The sequence below is a fragment of the Bradyrhizobium sp. B025 genome (assembly GCF_042257955.1).
Taxonomy (GTDB): Bacteria; Pseudomonadota; Alphaproteobacteria; order Rhizobiales; family Xanthobacteraceae; genus Bradyrhizobium; species Bradyrhizobium diazoefficiens.
Genome location: NZ_CP170150.1, coordinates 5,351,818 through 5,371,630 on the forward strand (window position 1 = coordinate 5,351,818; position 19,813 = coordinate 5,371,630).

Genomic DNA, 19,813 nt, shown 5'->3' on the forward strand with positions numbered 1-19,813 from the left:
ATGCAAAAAAAGAGTGTCGAAGAGGCGGTCACCTCGCTGCACGATCTCTCCGCGGTCGATCTGATCGCGGGCTATCGCGCCAAGCAATTCTCGCCGAGCGAGGTGCTGGAGGACGTGCTCACGCACGTCGCCGCGTGGGAGCCGCACCTCAGGGCACTCTATGCGTTCGACCCCGACGGCGCGCGCGAGGCCGCAAAGGCCTCGACCGCGCGCTGGACCGGCGGCGAGCCGTCCGGCCCGCTCGACGGCGTGCCTGTCACGGTAAAGGACAACATCGCGACCAAGGGCGTGCCGGTGCCGCTGGGGGCGGCCAGCGTCAAGCTCGTGCCGGCCGAGAAGGACGCCCCGCCCGCCGCGCGGCTGCGCGAGGCCGGCGCGATCATCTTCGCCAAGACCACCATGCCCGATTACGGCATGCTGTCCTCCGGGCTCTCCAGCTTCCACGCGCTCGCGCGCAACCCCTGGGACCTCTCTAAGAATCCCGGCGGCTCCAGCGCCGGTGCAGGCGCCGCCGCGGCGGCCGGCTACGGCCCCCTGCATCTCGGCACCGATATCGGCGGCTCGGTGCGCCTGCCCGCGGGCTGGTGCGGCCTCGTCGGATTGAAGCCGAGCTTCGGCCGCGTACCGATCGACCCCACCTATGTCGGCCGCGTCGCCGGCCCCATGACCCGCACCGTCGACGATTGCGCGCTGATGATGAGCGCGATCGCAAAGCCCGACCGGCGCGACGGCATGAGCCTGCCCGCCGAACCCCTCAACTGGAAAGGGCCGGAGAAGTCTCCGCGCAAATTGCGGATCGGCCTGATGCTCGATGCCGGCGTCGGACTGCCGGCAGAACGGCCGGTCCGTGACGTTGTCGTGAAAGCCGCAAAGGCGTTCGAATCCGCAGGTAGCGTCGTCACCGAGGTCGACGGCATTTTGACCCGCGAGATGCTCGACGGCCTCGACAATTTCTGGCGCGCGCGGATGTGGGACGATCTGTCTAAGCTGACGCCGGCCGAGCAGGCAAAGGTGCTGCCCTACATCTTCAAATGGGGCGCATCCGGCGCAAAGCTCTCGGGTGTGGATGTCATCCGCGGCTTCAACCAGACCATGGCGATCCGCGCCGTGGCGTCAAAGCTGTTCTGCGAGCTCGACTACGTGATCTCGCCGACCGCACCGAACGTGAACTATCCGGCCGACTGGGCGTCGCCGACCAACGATCCCATGAGGCCGTTCGAGCACATCGCCTATACCGTGCCGTGGAATATGTCGGAGAACCCTGCGGTCTCCCTCAACGGCGGTTTCGACGCCAACGGCTTTCCCATCGGCGTGCAGATCGTCGGCCGCCGCTTCGACGACATCGGCGTGCTCGGCATGGCCAAGGCCTTCGAGGGCTTGCGCGGCCCGCAGCGGCCCTGGCCGAAGCCGCCGGCACGCTGAATATCCTCCGTCATTCCGGGGCGTCGCGAAGCGACGAGCCCGGAATCCATAACCACCATCGTGAGTATGGATTCCGGGCTCGCGCCAAGAGGCGCGCCCCGGAATGACGTGCTACAGAGAGAATAAGAAACAAAGGAAGGAAATAACCCATGGCGTATGAGACGATCAAATACGAGGTCGCCGAGCAGATCCTCACCATCACGCTGAACCGGCCCGACAAGCTCAACGCCTTCAACGCGCAGATGCAAGCAGAGCTGATCGACGCGTTCGATGCCGCCGACAAGGACGACAACGTCCGCGCCATCATCGTCACCGGCTCCGGCCGTGGTTTTTGCGCAGGCGCGGACCTCTCTTCCGGCGCCGACACGTTTGATCGCGACGCGCGGCGCGGTCCCGTCAAGCGCCTCGCCGACGGCAAGGTCGATTACAGCGATCCGCAGGTGCGCGACGGCGGCGGCCAGGTGACCTTGCGTATTTTCAAATGCCTCAAGCCCGTGATTGCCGCGGTGAACGGCCCTGCCGTCGGCATCGGCGTCACCATGCAGCTCGCGATGGACATCCGCATTGCCTCCGACGCCGCCCGCTTCGGCTTCGTGTTCTCCCAGCGCGGCATCGTGCCCGAGGCCGCCTCGAGCTGGTTCCTGCCGCGCATCGTCGGCATCTCGCAGGCGCTGGAATGGTGCTATTCGGGCCGCGTCTTCCCGGCGCAGGAAGCGTTTGCTGGGCGTCTCGTCAGCAAGGTGGTGCCGCCGGATGATCTCTTGCCGACCGCCCGCGCGCTCGCCAAGGAATTCGCGGCGAAAACCGCGCCGGTATCGGTGGCGCTGATCCGGCAGATGATGTGGCGCATGATGGGTGCGGACGATCCGATGGAAGCCCACAAGGTCGACAGCCGCGGCATCTACGCCCGCGGCCGCTCCGACGACGTCAGGGAAGGCGTGGTGTCGTTCCTGGAGAAGCGTCCGGCGCAGTTCAAGAACAAGGTGTCAAGCGACATGCCGGATTATTTCCCGTGGTGGACGGAGCGGGAGTACAAATAGCGCTCTCGTAGGGTGGGCAAAGCGAAGCGTGCCCACCATTCTGGTTTCGGCTAGTGACAAAGGGTGGGCACGGCGCAAGAGGCGCCTTTGCCCACCCTACGGCACCGTCACTCCATCACCAGCGCCACGCGACCGATCGCCTTGCGGTCGATCAGCAACCGCATCGCCTTCGCGTAATCCCCAAGCGGCAGGCGGTGCGAGACGTTGGGGCGCAGCTTGCCTTCCTCCGCCCACTGAAGCAGCGCCTTCAGGCGCACCTCGCCGAGCGCGGGATTTTTCCGCACGGCCTCTCCGGCGCGCACGCCGAGTACACTGGCGCCCTTGATCAGCAGCAGATTGGTCTTGGCCGAGCCGATGCCACCCGTAAAACCGATCACCAGCAGCCGCGCGCCCCAGGCGATGCAGCGCATCGAGCTCTCGAACACCTCGCCGCCGACGGGATCGAACACGACGTCGGCGCCGCGGCCGTCGGTGATGCGCTTGACCGCATCGCGAAACGGCTCGCGATCGTAACGCACGAGATGATCGGCGCCGCGCGATTTCGCAATGGCAAGCTTCTCGTCGCTGGAGGCGGTCGCGATCACGGTCGCGCCCAGCATCTTGCCGATCTCGACGGCGGCAAGGCCGACGCCGCCGCCGGCGCCATGCACGAGCAGCACCTCGCCCGGCTCGACCCTGCCGCGGTCGATCAGCGCGTGATAGGCGGTGCCGTGGCCGGCGAGATAGGTCGCAGCCTCCGCGTAATCGAAGGTGGACGGCATCGGCGTGAGCTGCGACGGCGCGACGACCGCTTCATCGGTGAAAGCACCGTGGCGCATCTTCACGATCACCTTGTCGCCGACGGCAACGCCCCTCGTCTCCGCGCCCACTTCGGTCACGTCGCCGGCGGCCTCCATGCCGGGCGTGAACGGCAACTCCGGCTTGAGCTGATATTCCCCGGCCGCCATCAGCACGTCGGGAAAATTCAGCCCGGCGGCGCGGATCGCGACGCGCACCTCGCCCGGCTTCAGGGCACGCGAGGGAAACTCTTCCAGCAGCAAGCTTTCGGGCGCGCCGAACTCGCGGCAGACGACAGCGCGCACCATCAGGCCGCGCTCGCCCTGCGGCGCTTGAGCGCCTCGCGGATCAGCGGCAGGCGGTCATTCCCGAAATACATGTCGGTCTTATCGACGAAGATCGTCGGCGAGCCGAAGCCGCCGCGCGCGACGACCTCTTCGGTGTTGGCCTTGAGCTGGTCCTTGATCCCCTGCTCCGAAATGCCTGCAAAGAATTTCTGCTCATCGATGCCAACCGTCCTGCAGATCTCGGCGAGCACCGTGTCCTGCGAGATGTCCTTGTCGCCGCTCCAATAGGTTTCGAACACGGCGGTCGCGAACGACACCATGTCCCGACCCAGCCAGATGCAGCCGCGCATCGCCTTGACGCTGTTCACCGGAAACACCGTCGGCGGCATCTTGATCGACAGGCCGGCCGAGCGCGCCCAGTCCTGGAGATCCTTCTTCATGTAGCGTGCCTTCAGCGGCACCGGCTTTTCCCGCTGCGCGTAGACACTCGGGTTGACCGTGTTGAAGATGCCGCCGACCAGGATCGGCCGCCAGGCGATCTCCGCGCCGAGCTCCTTGGCCAGCGGCTGGATGTTGTGAAAGGCGAGATAGGTCCAGGGGCTGGAACAGTCGAAGAAGAATTCGATCATGGCGTTTCCTTTGCTCTTGTCATTCCGGGGGCGCCCTCTTGGGCGCGAACCCGGAATCCATTCCACCAGTTTTATTGCGGCCCGATGGATTCTCAGGTGCGCAATTGCGCACCTTAGCTCGGCGCTTCGCGCCGCCCCGGAATGACGGGTGCAGCCTACTTCTTTCCCAACACTTCCTTCGCACGCTGGCCGAACATGATCTTGCGTGATTCCTCGTCGAACGGCTCTTTCACGAACTTGCCGATCGCGAGCCCCGCCTGCACCGGCGGCCTGGCACGGACCTCGGCGTACCATCGCTTCACGTTCGGATAGTCCTCTAACGTAAAGCCCTGCGCCTTGTGGGTCATGGTCCAGGGGAAGCAGGCGATGTCGGCGATGGAATAGTCGCCGGCGACATAGGCGCCGGTCTTGGCCAACTGCCGGTCCAGCACGCCGTAGAGCCGCGCCGCCTCATCGCGGTAGCGCTCGATCGCGTAAGGGACCTTCTCGGCCGCATAGAGCGCGAAGTGGCCGTGCTGGCCGAGCATGGGCCCGAGCCCCGCCATCTGCCACATCACCCACTGGATGGTGGTGGAGCGGCCGCGCAAATCTCCGGCCAGGAAACGGCCGGTCTTCTCTGCCAGATAGATCAGGATCGCGCCGGTCTCGAAGGCCGAGAAAGGTGCGCCGCCATCGGCGGGTTCGTGATCGACGATCGCGGGAATACGGTTGTTCGGACTGATCGCGAGAAACTCGGGGTTGAACTGCTCGCCCGCGCGGATGTTGACGGGCTTCACGCGATAGGGGAGCCCGAGTTCCTCCAGCATGATCGAGATTTTCCAGCCGTTCGGCGTCGGCGCATAATAGAGATCGATCATCGCCTTCCCTGTCGTCGCCGCTGGAATAGAGAGCGACTTTTGTTGTTCTGTACCTCGACGTTAAGACATGGCAGGAAGAGGCGCAACATAACCTGCCGGGAGAGCCGCCATGCTGTTTCCAACCACGATCGCCGGCTCCTTGCCGAAGCCCGAATGGCTCGCCGAGCCCAACATGCTCTGGGCGCCCTGGAAGTCGCAAGGCGATGAGCTGCTCCGCGCCAAGCGGGACGCGACACTGATCTGGCTGAAGATCCAGGAGGACGCCGGCATCGACATCGTCACCGAGGGCGAGCAGGCCCGCCAGCATTTCGTGCACGGTTTCCTGGAGAAGATCGACGGCATCGATTTCGCCCACAAGGTCGAGATGGGCATCCGCAAGGACCGCTACAAGGCGATGGTGCCGCAGGTGGTCGCGCCGCTCCGGCTCAAGGGCCGCGTCCATGCCTTTGAGGCGCGCGTGGCGCGCACGCACACGAAGAAGAAGCTGAAATTCACCCTGCCCGGCCCGATGACCATCATCGATACGATTGCCGATCGCTACTATGGCGACCGCGTCAAGATGGCCTTTGCGTTCGCCGAGCTGCTCAACGAGGAAGCCAAGGCGCTCCAGGCCGACGGCGTCGATCTCGTGCAGTTCGACGAGCCTGCCTTCAACGTCTACATGGACGAGGTCAACGACTGGGGCATCAAGGCGCTGGAGCGCGCCGCGCAGGGGCTGACCTGCGCCACCGCCGTGCACATCTGCTACGGCTACGGGATCAAGGCCAATACCGACTGGAAGGAGACGCTCGGCGCACAGTGGCGGCAGTACGAGCAGATCTTCCCCGCGATCGACGCGAGCCCGATCCAGCAGGTCGCGATCGAGTGCCGCAATTCCAAGGTGCCGCTCGACCTGCTGGCGCTGCTCAAGACCAAGATCGTGCAGGCCGGCGTGATCGACGTCGCCAGCGACACGGTCGAGACCGCCGAGGACGTCGTGAAGGTGATCGACGCGGTGTCGAAATTCGTGCCCAAGAGCAACATCATCGCCACCACCAATTGCGGCATGGCGCCGATGCGACGCGAGATCGCCGAAGCCAAGCTGATGGCGCTCGGCGCAGGTGCCGCAATGGCGCGCGAGAAGCTGGGATGATGACGGTAAGCCGCTGCGCTAGCTGCGCGCTGTCGGATGCAACGCAGGCCGATAGCCGGCGACGATTGCGCGCAGCGTAGAAGGCGGCGTCAGCAGCTTGGCTTCGGCGAGCTCGCGGTTAACTGCCGCATAGCCTGCCGGCGACCACAACAGCGCCCTGCCCCGCGCCACCAGAAAGCTCTCCTCGCCCTGCTGCACCATCGCGCCGTCGGGCAATTCTGCCAGCGACATCGGCAGCGCGTGCAGCTGCTTCCTGCCGCGATCAAGGCGCTCGCGATGCAGCGCGGCGTCGATCGCCTTCGCGCTGACGTCGCTTGCAGCATTCCCCGCTTCCCACGCTCTGCGAAAGCGCCTGGCATCGTCGCGGCGACAGAAGAAACACGGCCGATGGCCCGCGGCAAACGAGGTGGCTTCGTCGAGGAAGAACAGCTCGGTCCAGCTCCGGCGCGCCATCACCGGGCGCCGCCAGCCGCGGAATTCGCAGAGGCAAGTAATCCAGGCCGGCGACGACCAGCGCTTCTTCAGAAGCGTCTTCGTCGCGGGATCGTGGATGATGCCGCGATTGCCGGTGAACATTCCGCGATGCGGGGTGGCGATGATCTCGCCGGTCGGCGTGACGCGATTTTGCAGGGGCATGGGTGCACGCCCGTTAAACTGACGTCATTCCGGGGCGGTCCGCAGGACCGAACCCGGAATCTCGAGATTCCCTGGTGCGCAATTGCGCACCATAGTTCGATGCCTTGCATCGCCCCGGAATGACTCCGTCCCTCACGCCGCCCCGTCGCGGAGCGGCGGGTGATAGGACAGCGCGGTGTCCCAGGGGAAGAAGATCCAGGTGTCCTGCGACACCTCCGTGATGTAGGTGTCGACCAGCGGGCGCCCCTTCGGCTTGGCGTAGACCGTGGCGAAATGCGCATCGGGCAGCATCTCGCGCACCAGCTTGCCGGTCTTGCCGGTGTCGACGAGGTCGTCGACGATCAGGAGCCCCTTGCCGGTGCCGCCGCCGAGTTTCATCGCAGCTTCCGAGATGCCCTTGAGGACCTGAAGCTCGCCCTGCTTGTTGTGGTCGTAGCTGGCGATGCAGACCGTGTCGATCACGCGCACGCCGAGCTCGCGGGCCACGATCGCGGCCGGCACCAGGCCGCCGCGGGTAATCGCGATCACCGCGTGGAACGGACCGACCTCGTTGAGCCGCCAGGTCAGCGCCCGGCAGTCCCGGTGAAACTGGTCCCACGAGACCGGAAAGGCCTTGCCTGCCCGCTCCTGCGCGCTCAGTTCCGGTGCTTCACCGCCCATCATCCTCTCCTGCAAATCGTCGTCCGGCGGCCTTTCTGCTACCGGGTGATGTTCAATCCTGCCAGCATTTCCTTCACCGCGGCCATGGCTGCGGCGAGCTTATCCGCATCCCGCGAACGCACCACCAGATTGGTGTTCGGCTTCGAGTCCTCGTCCATGAAGGGATAGCTGCCGATGATGGTGTCGGGATGAGCGGCGGCGATTGCCCGCAGGGGGCTGCCGATGTCGCCTTCCCGCGCATTGGCGCGGACCGATTCGGAGAGCATGCGCACGCCCGATTTCAGCTTGGGCGAGACGATGTCCATCATCGCCTGCATGATCGAGGGGACGCCCGCCATGACAATGACATTGCCGATCTTGAAGCCGGGCGCGAGGATGGTCGCGCTCTGGATCAGCTCGGCGCCGTCGGGGATGCGGGCCATGCGCAGGCGGGCCTCGTTGAGATCCTGCTCGCTCCAGCGCTCGCGGAAACGGGCGACCACCTCCGGGTGATGGTCGATGCCGACGCCGAACGCCTTGGCGACGCTGTCGGCGGTGATGTCGTCATGGGTCGGCCCGATCCCGCCGGTGGTGAAGACATAGGTGTAGCGATGCCGCAGTGCATTCAATGCGGCGATGATGTCGTCCTCGTCGTCGGAGACGACCCGGACTTCCTTCAGGTCGATGCCGATATTGGTCAGGTATTCGGCAATGAAGCCGATATTCTTGTCCTTGGTCCGGCCGGACAGGATTTCGTCCCCAATGACCAGAATGCCCGCCGTGACGATCTCGCTCATGCCTTAAGTCCCTCACCTGTAGCGCCGACTTTGCCGAGGTAACGCGTTGAAGTCACGCGGTTTTGCTGCCGAAATAAGCAGTCCTCAGCCATTTTTTCAGGCAAGCCGCCGGCCATCCCCGGTAAATGCTGCCAGTCCATGCTTATCGCGCTGGCCCGCCCCTTGCTACCACCTGAAAGTCATGCACTCTTGCCGCATGGCCAGGACGTTGCGGTCTTCACCAAGGCCTGACGACCTGTCCAATGGCGCAACGCCTTGCGGGGACAAGTCGGGATCTATGGCAGTCGCGTTTGATGAAATGAACATTCCCGGCGGGGACCTTCGCCCCGCCTATCAGGAGCTGGCTCGCTGGCTCAAGGAGACGCCTCCCGAGGCGCTCGAATATCGCCGCCAGGAAGCTGAGCTCCTGTTCCGCCGGATCGGCATCACCTTCGCCGTCTACGGCGAATCCGAGTCGACCGAGCGCCTCATCCCCTTCGACGTGATCCCGCGGATCATGTCGGGCAAGGAATGGGCGCTGCTGGAGAAGGGCCTGAAGCAGCGCGTCCGCGCGCTCAACATGTTCCTGCGCGACATCTATCACGGCCGCGACATCCTCCGCGCCGAGGTCGTGCCCGACGATCTGATCTTCCAGAACCCGGTCTTCCGCCCCGAGATGAACGGCCAGCAGGTGCCGCACGACGTCTACGTGCACATCGCCGGCATCGACATCGTCCGGGTCGACGCCGAAGACTTCATCGTGCTGGAGGACAATGCGCGCACGCCGTCGGGCGTGTCCTACATGCTGGAAAACCGCGAGATCATGATGCGGCTGTTTCCGGACCTGTTCGCCCGCCACCGAGTGGCGCCGGTCGAGCGCTATCCGGACGAGCTGCTCGCGGCCCTGCGCTCGGTGGCGCCGCAAGGCGCTTCGGGCGAGCCGACGGTCGCCCTGCTCACGCCGGGCGTCTACAACTCCGCCTATTACGAGCACTCGTTCCTTGCCGACAAGCTTGGCATCGAGCTGGTCGAGGGCCGCGACCTCATCATCAAGAACAACGAAGTGTTCATGCGGACGACCGAGGGGCTGAAACGCGTCGACGTGATTTATCGCCGCGTCGACGATGACTTCATCGACCCCCTCACCTTCCGCCCCGATTCCGTGCTCGGCGTGCCCGGGCTGATGTCGGCCTACGCGGCCGGCAACATCACCCTCGCTAATGCGGTCGGCACCGGCATCGCCGACGACAAGGCGATCTACTCCTACATGCCTGACATCGTGAAGTTCTATCTCGGCGAGGAGCCGATCCTGAAGAACGTGCCGACCTGGCGCTGCCGCGAGCCGAAGGACCTCGCCTATGTGCTGGACAATCTGAGCGAGCTCGTCGTCAAGGAAGTGCACGGCTCCGGCGGCTACGGCATGCTGATCGGCCCCGCCGCAACGAAAGCGACCATCGAAGCGTTCCGCGAGAAGCTCAAGCGCGAGCCGGAAGGCTTCATCGCGCAGCCGACGCTGGCGCTCTCGACCTGCCCGACTTGTACGGCCACCGGCCTTGCTCCGCGCCATGTCGACTTGCGGCCGTTCGTGCTGACCGGCAGCAAGAGCACCACGATCGTGCCGGGCGGGCTCACACGCGTCGCGCTGAAGGAAGGCTCCCTGGTTGTGAATTCGAGCCAGGGCGGCGGCACCAAAGACACCTGGATTTTGGACGAGTAGTCAGATGCTGTCGCGTACCGCCGAAAACCTCTACTGGCTCGCCCGCTACGTCGAACGGGCCGAATATCTTGCGCGCACCATCGATGCGACGCTGCGCGTCACCGCGCTTCCCGCCGCCTACATCGGCAAGACCAACGAATGGGACTCGGCGCTGCTGACCGCCGGCGTCGCCGCAAGCTTCTATCAGACCTATGAGGAAGCCAACGAGCACAACGTCGTCGAATACCTCTCGTTCTCGCCGAACAATCCGTCCTCGATCAGGAACTGCATCGAGGCGGCACGGCTGAACTCGCGCTCGGTGCGCACCGCGCTCACCAGCGAGATGTGGGACACCATCAACTCGGCCTGGATTGAATTGCAGGAGGTCTGGAGCAAGGGCACCTCCACGCGCGAGGACCTCGCAAAATTCCTGCGCTTCGTACAGGAGACTTCGCTGCGCTTCGACGGTTCGGCCTACCGGACCATGCTGCGCAACGACGCCTACTGGTTCTCGCGGATGGGCGTCCATCTGGAACGCGCCGACAACACCGCGCGCATTCTCGACGTGAAGTACCACGTGCTGTTGCCCGAGGAGGAGCATGTCGGCGGCCCGCTCGACTTCTATCAGTGGAGCTCGATCCTGCGCTCGGTCTCGGCGCTGACCGCCTATCACTGGGTCTATCGCGAGACGCTGAAGCCCTGGTTGATTGCGGACCTGCTCATCCTCAACGACACGCTGCCGCGTTCGCTGGCCAGCTGCTACGGCAATCTCGTGCGCAACCTCGACCAGATCGGCGTCGCCTATGGCCGCCAGGGCCCGGCCCAGCGCCACGCCCGCGGCATCCGCAACCGGCTGGAACACAGCAATATGAACGACATTTTCCAGCATGGCGTGCATGAATTCATTCAGGAATTCATCGCGGACAATTCCAGGCTGGGCGAAATCATCACGAAGCAGTATTTGATCTGATACACGCCGTCATTCCGGGATGGTCCGAAGGACCAGACCCGGAATCTCGAGATTCTCAGGTGCGCAATTGCGCACCATAGTTCGGTGCTGTGCACCGCCCCGGAATGACGCCAGAACAACGGTCCACCATGCGCCTGCGAATCCAGCACACCACGACCTATCGCTACGAGCCGCCGGCGACCAGCGTGATCCAGATCCTGCGCATGACGCCGTGCAGCCATGACGGGCAGTATGTGGCGGAATGGCAGATCGACGTCTCGACCGATACCAAGCTCGACACCCATGAGGACGCCTTCGGCAATGTCACCCATGTGCTGTCCTGCGGGCCCGTCGGCGATATCAAGATCACGGCCGAGGGCCTGATCGAAACCCACGACACCGGCGGCGTGCTGCGCGGCGCCGACGAGCGCTTTCCGGCCGGCATGTTCCTGCGCACCACCGACCTCACCTCCGTCAATCCGGCCATGGCCGCAGTCGCGCGCCAGTTGCGCAGCGAGGCCGAGAGCGACACGCTCGGGTTCCTGCACACGCTGATGAGCGAGATCGGCGACCACATGACGTTCGACGAGGATCCGACCAACAGCGGCACGTCGGCGGCGGAAGCCTTCACGCTCAAGCGCGGGGTCTGCCAGGACTACGCGCATATCTTCATCGCCTGCGCCCGCACCGGCGGGGTGCCGGCGCGCTTCGTCTCCGGCCACTTTTTGCGCTCGGACGGCACGGTGCACCAGGATGCCGGCCATGCCTGGGCGGAGGCCTATGTCCCCGATCTCGGCTGGGTCGGCTTCGATCCCGCCAACAGCATCTGCGCCACCGACGCCCATGTCCGCGTCGCGATCGGGCTCGACTATCTCGGCGCAGCCCCCGTGCGCGGCACCCGCTATGGCGGCGGCGCGGAGACGCTGTCGGTGGCCGTCAAGGTCGAGCAGGCCGGCCGCGGCGGGCAATCGCAGTCGCAGCGGCAGAGCTAAATCCGGCGAGATCGCGTCGCGAGACATCTGCGGCGTAATCAAGCCGCTACGTTACAGCTGTAATCCACGACCGCCGCGCTGAAACCGCCCCGTAGCACCATCTATTCAACGTCTGTCGCGATCCGTTTCCGCAACAGAGGTTGAACAGATGCAGCTTCACGAAAAAAACAAAAGCCATTCGGCGCCCCTGCGCGATCCCCACCAAGACATGCTGGTGGGCATCCGGGAGCTCGCTCCCGAGATCAAGGCACGTGCCGTCGAGATAGAAGCTGCACGCCGCATCCCGCCCGACCTGGTGGAGCGGCTGAGGTCGATCGGACTCTTTCGGATGTTCGTGCCGCACAGCCATGGCGGGCTGGAGCTGGAGTTTCCGGCGGGACTGGAGGTCATCAAGGCACTGGCCCGTCTCGACGGCTCGATCGGCTGGATCGCGGCTGTCGCCGGGGTCAGCAGCCTCTTCGTCGCCGCGTCACCCCCGGAATTGTACAAGCGCGTCTACCAGGACGGACCTGATACGGCGATCTGCGGCTCATCCCAGCCGGGTGGAACGGCAGAGCGCGTGGCCGACGGCTACCGCGTCAAGGGCCGCTGGCCGTTCGCCAGCGGTTGCATGCATGCGGACTGGATCGGTGGAATCTGCATTGTCACCGAAAATGGCAAACCGGTCCCCGGCCCGCAGGGCAAGCCACTGCTTCGCGCCGTTATGCTGCCGGCTCGCGACTGGGAGATCGAGGACACCTGGCACGTGGCGGGGCTCGAGGGCACCGGCAGCCATCACGTCACGCTGCGGAAGACACTGGTTCCCGAGGCCAATTTCTTCGATCTCGATGCTGCCCCGCGCCAGTCGGGTCCGCTCTATCGAGCATTGCGGCAATTGCTGCCATTGGTGCACGGCGCATTTGTGGTAGGCATGGCCGAGAGCACCGTCGATGAACTGCTCGCGCTGGCCAATACCGGGAGGCAGCAATTGTATGCGGCTGTCCCGATGCGGGAGTCCGAGATATTCCAGTACGAACTCGGCCGGATCTCCGCCGAGCTCAGGGCCGCGCAGGCGTTTCACGAGGTCCAGGCTGCCAGTCACTGGCGTCACGCGCTGGCCGGAACGTTGAATGACGAAGACCTTGTCGTCGAAGGGACCCGATCGGCGACCTGGCTCGCCACGACCTGCGTCGGCATCGCCGACGCCTGCTTTAGCCTGGCCGGAAGCAGTGCGGTCTACGACAGCTCGCCGCTGCAGCGGCGCCTGCGTGACCTTCACGTCGCAGCACAGCACGCCCACGCGCAGCAGAGGCAATATGTCGATGTCGGCAAGCTGGCCTTGCGCCGCTCGACTGAACATGCCGGCTGACCGCATGGGGCGTGCTATGATCGCAGGGTCAGATCAGACCCTGCGAGGCCCCCCATGGCGACTGTGAAACTGCTTTCGGACGATGAACTGTCGAGCGAGGCGCGCGCCGTTTTCGACGACATCCGCAAGGTGCGGCAGTCGGATTTCGTCAACAATTTTTGGCGCGCGCTGGCGCATGATCCGAAGACGCTGCGGCGGACCTGGGAGAGCATCAAGGAGGTGATGGCGCCGGGGGCGCTCGATCCCAAGGTCAAGGAAATGCTCTATGTCGCGGTTTCGGTGGCGCATGGCTGCAGCTATTGCATCCATTCGCACACCGCCGGCGCACGAGCCAAAGGCTTGACCGAGGCCGAATATGGCGAGCTGCTCGCCATCGTCGGCATGGCTGCGGAGACGAACCGGCTGGTCACGGCGCTCGGCGTTCCCGTCGACGAGGCGTTTCTCGTCGGCGCCGCCGACTGAGGTCAGCCGTCGCGCCCGGGAATGACGACCTCATCCCGGGAATTGGGGTTGGAGCGGCCCCCGAAATTGGCTAGTAATTCCGCGCAAACGCGTTCGGGGACTGGAAATGACCTATTGTTGCGGAATCCTGGTTCGGGACGGTTTGGTGATGATCGCCGATACCCGCACCAATGCCGGCCTCGACAACGTCTCGACCTTCCGCAAGCTGCACATCTTCTCCAAGCCCGGCGACCGCATCATGGCGATCGCCAGCGCCGGCAACCTCGCCATCAGCCAGTCGGTGCTGTCCACGCTGACCGAAGGCCTCGAGGACCCCAATACGGGCGAGATCGAGACGCTGATGAACGCGCCGACCATGTTCCAGGCCGCCCAGCGCATCGGCCGGGCGATCCGGGCGGTGCATGCGACCGAAGGGCCCGCGCTGAAATCCGAGGACGTCTCGTTCGACGTCTCCTTCCTGTTCGGCGGCCAGATCAAGGGCGCGCGCATGCGGCTGTTCATGGTCTACACCGCCGGCAACTTCATCGAGTGCACCACCGACACGCCCTACTTGCAGATCGGCGAGCACAAATACGGCAAGCCGGTGCTCGACCGTGCCATGCATTACGACGTCGAGCTCTACGAGGCGCTGAAGACCGGCCTGATCTCGATGGACTCGACCATGCGCTCCAACCTCGGCGTCGGCCTGCCGATCGACGTGCTGGTGGTGCGCGCCGACGCCTGCGATGCCGATCTCAACCACCGCATCGAGGCGGGCGAGCCCTATTTCCACGATCTGCGCTCGCGCTGGTCGGCAGCCTTGCGCGCCGCGCACCAGAACATTCCGCGCCCGCCCTACAAGAACGAAAAAGAACCCAAAACCTGACAGCTTAAGAGAAAAGGCAGGAAACGATGAGTGAAGCAAAAAAGATCGCAGTGGTGACGGGCGCCGGCACCGGTGTCGGCCGCGCGGCCGCGCTGGCGCTGATGAACACCGGCTTCACCGTGGTGCTCGTGGGGCGCCGCATGGAGATGCTCGAGGAAACGGCGAAGCTCGGTCCCGCGGGAAAGAGCCTCTGCGTCACCGCCGACATGACCAAGCCGGACCAGATCGCCGCGCTGTTTGACAAGGTGAAGGCGACCTATGGCCGCCTCGACGTGCTGTTCAACAATGCCGGCATGGGCGCGCCGGCGGTGAACTTCGAGGATCTCAGCCTCGAGCAGTGGCAGGCGGTGGTGAACACCAACCTCACCGGCCCGTTCCTGTGCACCCAGCACGCCTTCCGCATCATGAAGGACCAGACCCCGCGCGGCGGCCGCATCATCAACAACGGCTCGATCTCGGCGCATGCGCCGCGGCCGTTCTCGGCGGCCTACACCTCGACCAAGCACGCCATCACGGGCCTCACCAAGGCGAGCAATCTCGACGGGCGCATGTACGACATCGCGGTCGGCCAGGTCGACATCGGCAATGCGGCAACCCCGATGACCGACCGCATGGTCAACGGCCCCGGCGTGCTCCAGCCCGACGGCACCACCAAACACGAGCCGCGCATGGACGCCAAAGCGGTCGGCGATGCCGTCGCCTACATGGCCGGCCTGCCGCTGGACGCCAACGTGCTGACCATGACGGTCATGGCGACCAAGATGCCGTTCGTCGGACGGGGCTAAGACCGTTACTGGTTCTTGCCCAGGGCTTCTGACACCAAATGAAGCCCGCGATCCTTGGCCGCGATCAACCGTCGTTGAAATGCGGCCAAGGTCGCTTCTTTGCTGTCGGGCGCAAGTTCGCTGGCCAGGGCAGCGAAGTGGCTATCGGCCTCGTCGAACCGGCCGAGACGCCGCAGCATCTCGCCGGTCAGAAGCCGATCGTCGAGGCGCGCTTCTGCGCTCCTGGTTGTGTCGGCAACGTCCACTGCCAGCCGCGCCAGCAGTTCAGTCGCATAGCGAGTGTAGCGTTCGCCGGTCGTGCCTTCCGCCATCAGGCGCCGGACGAGATCCTGAGCATCCTTGGCGGACAGGCCAGGTCTGTTCACCCGGCTCCGTTCGCCAAGCTCGGTTCGTCCCGCCTCCCACGTCGCCTGCAGCAGCAGACTGGATACTTCCGCGTGAGATGAGCCGGTGTGCTCCATGATCCAGGATGCGCGGTAATAAGGCGTCTCACTCCGGATGCCCTGAAACTCCGGTGACAGAATCAAAGGCCGAAGCCTCTCCTGCTCGTCGTCCTCGTACTTCGCCTTGACGAAGACAAATCCGTTGGTCGGGCAACTCGCGAGCGGCCAGGGGCTTTCAATCGCACCGACCGGCATCCAATCGAGCTGCTTGCCAAAGGACGTGCCGGAGTTCTGCGCGCTGTAGGTGAATTTGACGCCGTCGTAGGGACAGGTCATTTCGACGATGCTTCTGGTCATTGCATGAGCAGCGAAAGCGCCGCCGGCCAGAACGAGCCACGCCAGAACTAGCAGCCTTGATCGCCTGCCCATCTCCCCCTCTATCCTACGTGGAGACCGATCCCTCGGACTACCATGCCGTCCGGAATACGCCGTTCGTGTGGCGCCGCTGAAACGGGCCTCGCTCCTGCCTGACTCAAAAAGTGAAAAACAACCCCATGCACAGTAGGCGTCAAGGGGCGCCAGCAGGCGGTCAGCCGTGGGGGTGACGTGAACTAAAGCCCCGCGCTGCCTCCACAATCGTCATTGCGAGCGCAGCGAAGCAATCCAGACTGCCTCCGCGGTGAGATTCTGGATTGCTTCGTCGCAAGGGCTCCTCGCAATGACGTGGAGAGAGCGGAGTCTACTCCAGGCTCTCCACCCGCCGCAGGCTGGGAAACAGCTTCATCCAGAGCAAAGCCACCGCGACCGTGCAGACGCCGCCGAGCACCGCGGCCGGCATGGCGCCGAACAGCGCGGCCGCCACTCCGCTCTCGAACTGGCCGAGCTGGTTGGAGGCGTTGATGAAGAGGAAATTCACCGCGCCGACGCGGCCGCGCATCTCGTCGGGCGTTGAGAGCTGCACCAGCGAGAAGCGGATCACGACGCTGATCGTGTCGGCGGCGCCGAGGATCGCGAGCGACAGCACCGACAGCCACATCCATGACGACAGCGCGAACACGATGGTCGCGATGCCGAACACGATCACGGCCTGGAACATGCGCAGGCCCACATGCCGCGAGATGGCGTGGCGCGCCAGCACCATGGTCATCAGCAGTGCGCCGACTGCCGGCGCGGCGCGCAACACGCCGAGCCCGACCGGGCCGGTCTGGAGGATGTCGCGGGCATAGATCGGCAACAGCGCGGTGACGCCGCCGAACAGCACCGCGAACAGGTCGAGCGAGATGGTGCCGAGGATCGCCGGATTGCTCCGGATGAAGCGAACACCGGCGAAGATGTTGTCGGCGTCCGTGCCCTCCTTGGCGACCGCCTGCGGGCGCGGCCGGATGAAACCGGTCAGGATCATCCCGAGAATCCAGAACAGCAGCATCACGGCATAGGCAAGATGCGGCGCGACCGCGTAGGCAAAACCGCCGAGCGCGGGACCCGTGATGGTCGCGACCTGCCCCGCACCGCTCGCGACGGCCGTTGCCCGCTGGAGCGAGCCCTGCGGCGCGATCAGCGGCAGCAGCGCCGCGGTGGTCGGGCTTTCGAAGGCGCCGGCAATGCCGAGCACGAAGGTCGCGATGAAGATCTGCACTTCGCTGACTGCGCCGAGATAGGTGATGATTGCGAGATAGAGCGCGGTCGCGGCCTCCACGAGCTGGCAGAGCTGGACCACGCGCTTGCGCTCGAAGCGGTCGGCGGCGTGGCCGGCGACGAACACGAGCAGCGCGGTGGGCAGGAACTGCACGAGGCCGACCATGCCGAGGTCGAAGGCCGAGCCGGTGAGGTCGTAGATCTGCCAGCCGATCGCGACCGCCGCGATCTGGCTGGAAAAGCGCGACAGGCTGCGCGAGAGCAGGAAGAACAGGAAGGCGCGGTGGGAGAGGAGCACGCCGGCGCTGACCGGCGGATTTTCGGATATTGGCTGCTCTGGCATCGCCTTTTGGGTCACCCTCGGACCGCTCGCCCCCTTGACGTCGACATGCCCCCGCGTGACTGAGGCGGGCCGGCTTGTCAACAGCCGGGCGTTTCCCGCATGTCCCGGCATTGCGTTTGCAACGCACGCGCGGCCATAATCACAGAGGGTTTGGGGACATCATGCTGCGGCTGCAATCGGCACTCGGCATTTTCGCATTGCTGCTGATCGCGTGGGCATTGGCAGAGAATCGCCGCGCGGTCTCGCTGCGCCAGGCGGCGATCGGCCTTGTCATGACCTTCGTCACCGCGGCCGTGCTGCTGAAGCTGCCGGCCGTCGCCCATGCCTTCGGCGCCATCAACGACGCGGTCGGCGCGATCTCGGCGGCCTCGCGCGCCGGCTCCTCCTTCGTGTTCGGCTATGTCGGCGGCGGTCCCCTGCCCTTCGACCTGAAGGTACCGGGCGCCGACTTCATCCTGGCGTTCCAGGCGCTGCCGATCGTGCTCGTCATGAGCGTGCTGACGACGCTGCTGTTCTATTGGCGGGTTCTGCCGCCGATCGTGCGCGGCATGGCCTGGCTGCTCGAACGCACGCTCGGCGTCGGCGGCGCGGTGGGCTTGTCGACCGCGGCCAACATCTTCCTCGGCATGGTCGAGGCGCCGCTGTTCGTGCGGCCGTATCTGGCACAGATGACACGCAGCGAATTGTTCCTGGTGATGACCGGCGGCATGGCCGGCATCGCCGGCACGGTGCTGGTGCTCTATGCGACGCTCCTTGCTCCGCTCATCCCCGACGCCGCCGCGCATTTCGTCATCGCCTCGGTGCTGGGCGCGCCGGCCGCGATCCTTGTCAGCCTGATCATGGTGCCGGAGACGTCGGACAAGCGCACCGGCGGCGCGCTGGAGGATCCCGAGATGGCGGTCTCCGGCACGATGGATGCGATCGTGAAGGGCACCGGCGCGGGGATTGAGCTGCTGATCAATATCATTGCGATGCTGCTGGTGCTGGTGGCGCTGGTCTACCTCGTCAACGCCATCCTCGGCCTGCTGCCGCACATCGGCGGCGCGGCGATCTCGTTGCAGCGCATGCTGGGGCTTGTGATGGCGCCGGTGTGCTGGCTGATGGGATTGCCCTGGGATCAGGCGGTGACGGCCGGCAGCCTGATGGGCACGAAAACCGTGCTCAACGAACTGATCGCCTATGTCGACCTGTCGAAGCTCGCGCCGGAGGCACTGGACGCACGCTCGCGCCTGATCATGCTCTACGCGATGTGCGGCTTCGCCAACTTCGCCAGCCTCGGCATCATGATCGGCGGCTTGGGGGTGATGGCGCCGGAGCGCCGCGAGGAGATCAACGCGCTCGGGCTGAAGTCGATCGTGTCGGGGACGCTGACGACGTGCTTGATGGGAGCGGTGGTGGGGGTGTTGGCGTAAGTCTCTCCACCGTCATTCCGGGGCGCGACGAAGTCGCGAGCCCGGAATCCATTTTACCGCGCGTATTGCCGCCCGATGGATTCCGGGTTCGCCGCTACGCGGCGCCCCGGAATGACGAGCGGAGAGACCGGAGCCCAAGAGAGAGCGCCTCACGCCTTCAGCTCCACCGTCTTGAACTCCGCCGGCAAAATCACCTCCAGCAGTTCCACGTCGTCCGAGTAATCCAGGATCATGTGCTTGATCCTCGGCGGCTGGGTCCAGGCGCTGCCTTCCTTCATCAGCGTCTCGCCCTCGCCCTCCATGTAGGTCTTCACCCAGCCCTTGAGCACGTAGACCATCTGGAATTCGACGTCGTGGAAGTGAAGCTTCGAGACTTCTGCGGGATTGCAGGGGCCCTGCAGCCGGATCACGTGCGCTTGCGCGAGGCCGTGGCTTGCTTCGGCGATACCGAGGTCGCGGTACTTCGCGTAGGCGCGCAGGCCATCGGCCTTGAAGTCTTCCTCGCGGTGATGACTGATAGCGATGCGCTGCTTCGGACGTACGGGCTTCTTCGGAGAGGCTGTGCGCGCCTTCGCCTTGACCGCCTTGCGTGCCGAGGATCGCGCCGCGGCCTTGGTGCCGCTCCGCTTCTTCACCGCGGTCTTGCTTGCGGGTCTTGATGCCTTTTGCTTGGCCATTGTCTGCCTCCCTGATCTGAGCCGCGCCCGCCGGATGGGTGCAACCGGACGGCAGATTAGCCAGTCCTGGA

Annotated in this window: 20 protein-coding genes; 11 read left to right on the plus strand and 9 right to left on the minus strand. The window is 65.0% G+C overall.

The annotated features are described in order from the left end of the window. Both ACE10W_RS25055 and ACE10W_RS25060 read left to right on the plus strand, forming a co-directional pair. Positions 1-1,422 (plus strand): amidase, encoded by a 1,422-nt coding sequence (locus ACE10W_RS25055; RefSeq protein ID WP_375762021.1) that lies wholly within the window; start codon positions 1-3, stop codon positions 1,420-1,422. Between the two features lie 149 nt (positions 1,423-1,571). Continuing rightward, positions 1,572-2,462, plus strand: a complete 891-nt coding sequence (locus ACE10W_RS25060; protein ID WP_375762022.1) for a crotonase/enoyl-CoA hydratase family protein — start codon at positions 1,572-1,574, stop codon at positions 2,460-2,462. 107 nt (positions 2,463-2,569) lie between these two features. On the opposite strand, the gene ACE10W_RS25065 is transcribed toward ACE10W_RS25060, so the two are convergent. The 3 genes from ACE10W_RS25065 to ACE10W_RS25075 all read right to left on the minus strand — a co-directional run bounded on the left by ACE10W_RS25065 (position 2,570) and on the right by ACE10W_RS25075 (position 5,012). Then, positions 2,570-3,547 carry an NADPH:quinone oxidoreductase family protein gene (locus tag ACE10W_RS25065; RefSeq protein WP_375762023.1) on the minus strand — a complete coding sequence of 326 codons (978 nt, stop codon included), beginning with the start codon at positions 3,545-3,547 and terminating at the stop codon, positions 2,570-2,572. Continuing rightward, positions 3,547-4,155, minus strand: coding sequence for a 2-hydroxychromene-2-carboxylate isomerase (locus ACE10W_RS25070; protein ID WP_375762024.1), 609 nt, complete (start codon positions 4,153-4,155; stop codon positions 3,547-3,549). The genes ACE10W_RS25065 and ACE10W_RS25070 overlap by 1 nt, the downstream gene beginning before the upstream one ends. A gap of 155 nt (positions 4,156-4,310) precedes the next feature. Further along, the gene (locus ACE10W_RS25075) at positions 4,311-5,012 is read right to left on the minus strand and encodes a glutathione S-transferase N-terminal domain-containing protein (RefSeq protein WP_011088353.1); all 702 of its coding nucleotides are present in this window, start codon (positions 5,010-5,012) and stop codon (positions 4,311-4,313) included. Between the two features lie 109 nt (positions 5,013-5,121). Here ACE10W_RS25075 and ACE10W_RS25080 point away from each other — a divergent pair, with 109 nt between their 5' ends. Beyond that, positions 5,122-6,144: a methionine synthase gene (locus ACE10W_RS25080; RefSeq protein ID WP_011088354.1), complete on the plus strand. Its 1,023-nt coding sequence runs from the start codon at positions 5,122-5,124 to the stop codon at positions 6,142-6,144. Between the two features lie 18 nt (positions 6,145-6,162). Here the strand turns inward: ACE10W_RS25080 and ACE10W_RS25085 are convergent, their stop codons facing one another. The 3 genes from ACE10W_RS25085 to ACE10W_RS25095 form a co-directional block, all read right to left on the minus strand. After that, a complete protein-coding gene (locus ACE10W_RS25085) occupies positions 6,163-6,780 on the minus strand; it encodes a hypothetical protein (protein ID WP_011088355.1) in 618 nt (205 codons plus the stop codon). 132 nt (positions 6,781-6,912) lie between these two features. Then, positions 6,913-7,440, minus strand: coding sequence for a xanthine phosphoribosyltransferase (gene gpt, locus ACE10W_RS25090; protein ID WP_028175425.1), 528 nt, complete (start codon positions 7,438-7,440; stop codon positions 6,913-6,915). A 38-nt stretch (positions 7,441-7,478) separates the two neighbouring features. Continuing rightward, on the minus strand, positions 7,479-8,216 hold the full coding sequence (locus ACE10W_RS25095) for a molybdopterin-binding protein (protein WP_011088357.1): 738 nt from the start codon (positions 8,214-8,216) through the stop codon (positions 7,479-7,481). Positions 8,217-8,493: 277 nt separating this feature from the next. Here ACE10W_RS25095 and ACE10W_RS25100 point away from each other — a divergent pair, with 277 nt between their 5' ends. From ACE10W_RS25100 to ACE10W_RS25130, 7 genes are all read left to right on the plus strand, one after another. Beyond that, positions 8,494-9,912 (plus strand): circularly permuted type 2 ATP-grasp protein, encoded by a 1,419-nt coding sequence (locus ACE10W_RS25100; protein ID WP_028175426.1) that lies wholly within the window; start codon positions 8,494-8,496, stop codon positions 9,910-9,912. Positions 9,913-9,916: 4 nt separating this feature from the next. Further along, positions 9,917-10,861 (plus strand): alpha-E domain-containing protein, encoded by a 945-nt coding sequence (locus ACE10W_RS25105; protein WP_011088359.1) that lies wholly within the window; start codon positions 9,917-9,919, stop codon positions 10,859-10,861. 128 nt (positions 10,862-10,989) lie between these two features. Further along, the gene (locus ACE10W_RS25110) at positions 10,990-11,832 is read left to right on the plus strand and encodes a transglutaminase family protein (RefSeq protein ID WP_038967763.1); all 843 of its coding nucleotides are present in this window, start codon (positions 10,990-10,992) and stop codon (positions 11,830-11,832) included. A gap of 148 nt (positions 11,833-11,980) precedes the next feature. Further along, a complete protein-coding gene (locus ACE10W_RS25115; RefSeq protein ID WP_375762025.1) occupies positions 11,981-13,180 on the plus strand; it encodes a flavin-dependent monooxygenase in 1,200 nt (399 codons plus the stop codon). 54 nt (positions 13,181-13,234) lie between these two features. Then, on the plus strand, positions 13,235-13,642 hold the full coding sequence (locus tag ACE10W_RS25120; protein WP_375762026.1) for a carboxymuconolactone decarboxylase family protein: 408 nt from the start codon (positions 13,235-13,237) through the stop codon (positions 13,640-13,642). 106 nt (positions 13,643-13,748) lie between these two features. Continuing rightward, positions 13,749-14,507 carry a proteasome-type protease gene (locus tag ACE10W_RS25125; RefSeq protein WP_011088363.1) on the plus strand — a complete coding sequence of 253 codons (759 nt, stop codon included), beginning with the start codon at positions 13,749-13,751 and terminating at the stop codon, positions 14,505-14,507. 26 nt (positions 14,508-14,533) lie between these two features. Beyond that, positions 14,534-15,292 carry an SDR family oxidoreductase gene (locus ACE10W_RS25130; protein ID WP_011088364.1) on the plus strand — a complete coding sequence of 253 codons (759 nt, stop codon included), beginning with the start codon at positions 14,534-14,536 and terminating at the stop codon, positions 15,290-15,292. Positions 15,293-15,297: 5 nt separating this feature from the next. On the opposite strand, the gene ACE10W_RS25135 is transcribed toward ACE10W_RS25130, so the two are convergent. Both ACE10W_RS25135 and ACE10W_RS25140 read right to left on the minus strand, forming a co-directional pair. Beyond that, the gene (locus ACE10W_RS25135) at positions 15,298-16,104 is read right to left on the minus strand and encodes a hypothetical protein (RefSeq protein ID WP_375762027.1); all 807 of its coding nucleotides are present in this window, start codon (positions 16,102-16,104) and stop codon (positions 15,298-15,300) included. Positions 16,105-16,414: 310 nt separating this feature from the next. Continuing rightward, positions 16,415-17,653, minus strand: a complete 1,239-nt coding sequence (locus tag ACE10W_RS25140; protein WP_375762028.1) for an MFS transporter — start codon at positions 17,651-17,653, stop codon at positions 16,415-16,417. Positions 17,654-17,814: 161 nt separating this feature from the next. Here ACE10W_RS25140 and ACE10W_RS25145 point away from each other — a divergent pair, with 161 nt between their 5' ends. After that, positions 17,815-19,065, plus strand: coding sequence for a NupC/NupG family nucleoside CNT transporter (locus tag ACE10W_RS25145; RefSeq protein WP_028175432.1), 1,251 nt, complete (start codon positions 17,815-17,817; stop codon positions 19,063-19,065). Between the two features lie 149 nt (positions 19,066-19,214). On the opposite strand, the gene ACE10W_RS25150 is transcribed toward ACE10W_RS25145, so the two are convergent. Beyond that, complete coding sequence (locus ACE10W_RS25150; protein WP_028175433.1) at positions 19,215-19,742, minus strand: cupin domain-containing protein; 528 nt, start codon at positions 19,740-19,742, stop codon at positions 19,215-19,217. Positions 19,743-19,813 lie beyond the last annotated feature (71 nt).